Genomic DNA, 3,891 nt, shown 5'->3' on the forward strand with positions numbered 1-3,891 from the left:
GATCATAATAAGAATGAGCGCGATTGAAGAATTATTACCTTATTACGAAAAACAGCTGCAGGAATTTAGCCAGCATTCCCGTGAATTTGCCAATAAATATCCAAAAATTGCCCAACGTCTGTCTTTAAATCAGGAACAGATTGACGATCCGCATATTGAGCGCCTGATTCAGGCATTTTCATTGATCTCTGCACGGATTGATAAAAAGCTATATGACAGCTATGAAATATTTACCCGTTCGATTTTTGCGGTGATGTTTCCCCAGTATGTAAAGCCGTTTCCAGCCTGTTCAATGGTCAGTTTTGAAGATGTGAATAAAATCAAACAGCTGAATGATGTACGTTTGATCCCGAAACATACTTCACTTAAATCCAAAAGTGTGCGTGGTGTGCAGTGTGAATACCGGACGGTCCAGGAGGTGGCTTTACTGCCAACTGCATTGAAATCAGTCCATTTTAAAACCCATCCTTCGGCGCACATTCATCTGAACCGTAATGCGACACTCGTGTTGGGTTTTGAAATTTTTAATCAGCAGTTGAACTTATTGCAAAAGCATAAGCTACCAATTTATCTGGATGCGATTTCCAGCTTTCCTTTACAGGTGCTGGATCAGGTTTTTAAGACAGAAACCCAGTTTTCGTTAAAGGGCAATGGCCAGGAAATCAAGATTTCAAATCCTTTCGAGCTATCAGGCTTTAGCGAGGAGGAGAGTATACTGCCGGTCGATCAGCACACCCATCAGGCCTATCGACTATTACTGGAATATTTCTGCTTTCCAGACAAGTTCAATTTCCTGAACCTGAATCTGGATTTTCTCCATCAGATCGAAGCAGATACCTCGAATTTTGAGTTGTATATTCACTTTAAAATGAACCTGAATGATCAGGCTGCGGTTCGCAATTATTCAGAACTGAATCTCGCCAATTTCAAGCTGTTCGTGACGCCAGTGGTTAACCTGTTTGAAAAACAGGCCGAACCGCAGAAAATCAATCATCAGCGACTGGAATATCCACTCATTTCAGATGCGCATCATCCTGAATATTATCAGGTGTATGCGGTCTCCGAGATGAACCTGATTCGTGAAAAGACTGATAAAGAACAGGTTGCCCATCAGGTTTTGCCATTTTTTGCCATGAGTCATTACCGGCATGACGGCGCACAATTTTATTATCATCTACAGCCAGAAATTGCCAGTACACAACAGAATGACCTGAAATTTTCTTTGGTCTCTCGAAGTCTGGAACCTCAGAATACCTCCTCTGATTTTATCAGTACTCAGCTGCTGTGCTGTAACCGTGATCTGCCTTATGAAAGCTATAACAGGGATCAGAATGCGCTCAGCTTGAATGACAGTCAGCTGGTTCGACGCGGACTCTTGTTAAAGCGCCCATCTTTGCCTTATCGATTCAAGCAGAGCCAAAAAGAACAATGGCGCATTATTTCCCATCTTTCCTTGAATAATCTGTCTTTGATGAAAGGTGATGCAGTCACGCATCTGAAAGAATTGCTAGAACTGTATAACCTGCCGGCTTCCAAAGAAAACCAGCAGATCATTGCAGCAATTCAATCGATTGATTTTTCACTTAGTCAGAAATTACTGGACTACAAACCATTTCCACTGTTTGTTCGTGGTGTTCGTGTGCAGGTCAAGATGAATATTGAGGCTTTCAGAGGCTCGAGTCTGTATATCTTTGCCCAATTGCTCAATCATATTTTTAACCTGAAAGTGCAAATGAACAGTTATGTGGAAATGATTGTGATTGATGCAGCAACAGAACAGGAGGTATACCAATGCGTGCAGAACGTTGGTGGCAAAAAGCTTCTGTAGTAGAACAGCTGTATCAGCAGCCCACCCGCTTTGAACTGGTGCAGGCAACACGTCTGCTGCGTCATTATCCTGAGCAGAAACACTCACAAGACTGGAGCAAGAGTTTTAGTTTTGCTAGCTCGCTGAATCTGAATTTCCCCAAATCCGAAATTGAGTCTCTGCAATGGACAGATCAGAAAATTCAGCTGACCAGTCCGATGATTGGTCTGACCGGGACACAGGGAGTATTACCTTATACCTATACCTACCGTATCAAGCAAAGCCCGCGTCAGCAGCGCGAGGAAACCCTGCATTTTCTCGGTTTATTTAACCATAAACTGACCGCGCAATATATCGAAGCCTCGATTCACTATCATCTGCCAGTACGTTATGAAATTGAGCAGGAAAATCATTATCTGGAGATTCTGCATGTGCTCAATGGCTATGTGCGTGAACAACATCAGCAACAGCATCTGGATGATTATTTTGCTGAATTTTCCGGTCTGATGCAGGGGCAAAATAATAGTGCTTATGTCCTAAAAACCATGCTGGGTTGCATGTTCAAGCATCAGGTTCAGATCCGGGAGTATTTACCAGAACAGTTTAAACTGGATGCTTCGCAAAAAGCTTCACTGGGCGGATCAAATCCTGCCTTACTGGGAATCAATACTTTCTGTGGCGAAGTGCTGACCCAGATTGATGAAAAAATTGAAATCGTGATTGGTCCTTTGAATCGTCAGGACTATCTGGATTTTCTGCCGCAGCAAAAATATAGCGAAAAACTCAAGCAGATGATTTCAACCTGGTGCAGCCCGACCTTGATGGTGGATCTGCGTCTGGTATTAAGCAAGGCTGAAATCTGCCCAATTCGGCTCGGTGATCAAAGTGCCGGGCTGGGACAAGGTGCTTTTCTGATGCCAAAAGCCGCTGCAGATAATCAGGAAACCTGTTATAGCCTGATGGGGAGAGCAGCTTGATCAAGACCATTGTTGCAACCATTCTGGCACTCATCCTGCTGACAAGCGCTTTGGTGATCTACTACTGGCGCGATGTGCAGTATGATCCGACGGCTATGGAGATGCTGCAGTTTTTTATTCTGCTGCCGGTTTTTTCCGGCTTGTTATTGCTTTCCCCATGGCTGATTTATACATCGTTAAAAGCTTATCAGACAGCTAAAGCAGAAAAGTTAGAAGCCGCTGAAAATGAAAAAAAACATTTGCAACAGCAAAGTGAACTGGAGAAAAATAAGGATAAACCGGTTGAGGAGCGGACTCTAAAAATCTATTCATCCGCAGCAATCCATAGCTTTGGTGAAAATCATGAAATTATTGACGCAATGCAGGCATTCAAAAGCCCGGAACTGGATGAAACCCTGGTCAATCACTATGGACTGCCGATCCTGTCTTATCGCATTCGACATCTGGACGAGTTGTTAGCCGAAGCAGAAGAGGATGACACTCTGCACAGCATGCGGCTGCAACGAATCAATTTACTGATTCAGCAGCAGATGGAGCAACATGCTGAAAGTCTGCATCACATTGCGACACATCTGAGAAAGTCAGCGATGTTCTATGATGCAGAAACCGCTTATGAATACCGTATGCATCAGGGCTGGATCAATGAACAGTTTGATGAAGAGAATGAAATAGAACCCTCATTTGAGCAGGTGGCACGATTAAATAAGTTGAATCTGCATATTCTGCTGCCAGCAGCATTGATCCATATCTGGCCAGATCAAGCACAACAGGCGCTGATTGAACAGCTAGAACAGCAATATGAAATTGTGCAGCGCCAGATTCATGTCGAGTTCCATTATGTCGATCATCACAATACTTATGCACTCTGGATCAATCTGCTCAATGATATTCAGCAGCAACATGAACAGGTCAGTCTGGTGATTGCAGTACAGTCTGAAATTGATCAGGAGTGGCTGGAACAGCAGTTATGGCAGTCGGAACAATATCTGCCGGGAGAATATGCCGCGAGTATATGCCTGTCTGCTCCACAGTTAAACATTGAAGATTTAATGGAAATTAAATCAATTAAAACCTTAAAGCATGTCAAAAATATTAGTGAATATTTAC

The 3,891-nt window shown here is 43.2% G+C and carries 3 protein-coding genes; all 3 read left to right on the forward strand.

Annotated features, from left to right (window positions below; all coding sequences use genetic code 11):
• The first annotated feature begins 13 nt into the window (after positions 1–13).
• Positions 14–1,828: a type VI secretion system baseplate subunit TssF gene (gene tssF, locus B4033_RS08550; RefSeq protein ID WP_286833192.1), complete on the forward strand. Its 1,815-nt coding sequence runs from the start codon at positions 14–16 to the stop codon at positions 1,826–1,828.
• Positions 1,792–2,784 carry a type VI secretion system baseplate subunit TssG gene (tssG, locus tag B4033_RS08555; protein WP_286833190.1) on the forward strand — a complete coding sequence of 331 codons (993 nt, stop codon included), beginning with the start codon at positions 1,792–1,794 and terminating at the stop codon, positions 2,782–2,784. The genes tssF and tssG overlap by 37 nt, the downstream gene beginning before the upstream one ends.
• Positions 2,781–3,891 (forward strand): hypothetical protein (locus B4033_RS08560; protein ID WP_286833191.1); only part of this gene is annotated, 1,111 nt, incomplete at its 3' end. The genes tssG and B4033_RS08560, both read left to right, overlap by 4 nt.

The sequence above is a fragment of the Acinetobacter sp. UBA3132 genome (assembly GCF_002364825.1).
GTDB lineage: Bacteria > Pseudomonadota > Gammaproteobacteria > Pseudomonadales > Moraxellaceae > Acinetobacter > Acinetobacter schindleri.

Coding starts and splice junctions, on each gene's coding strand:
- tssG (WP_286833190.1), top strand. CDS start 1,792: ATGCGTGCAGAACGTTGGTGGCAAAAAGCTTCTGTAGTAGAACAGCTG.
- tssF (WP_286833192.1), top strand. CDS start 14: ATGAGCGCGATTGAAGAATTATTACCTTATTACGAAAAACAGCTGCAG.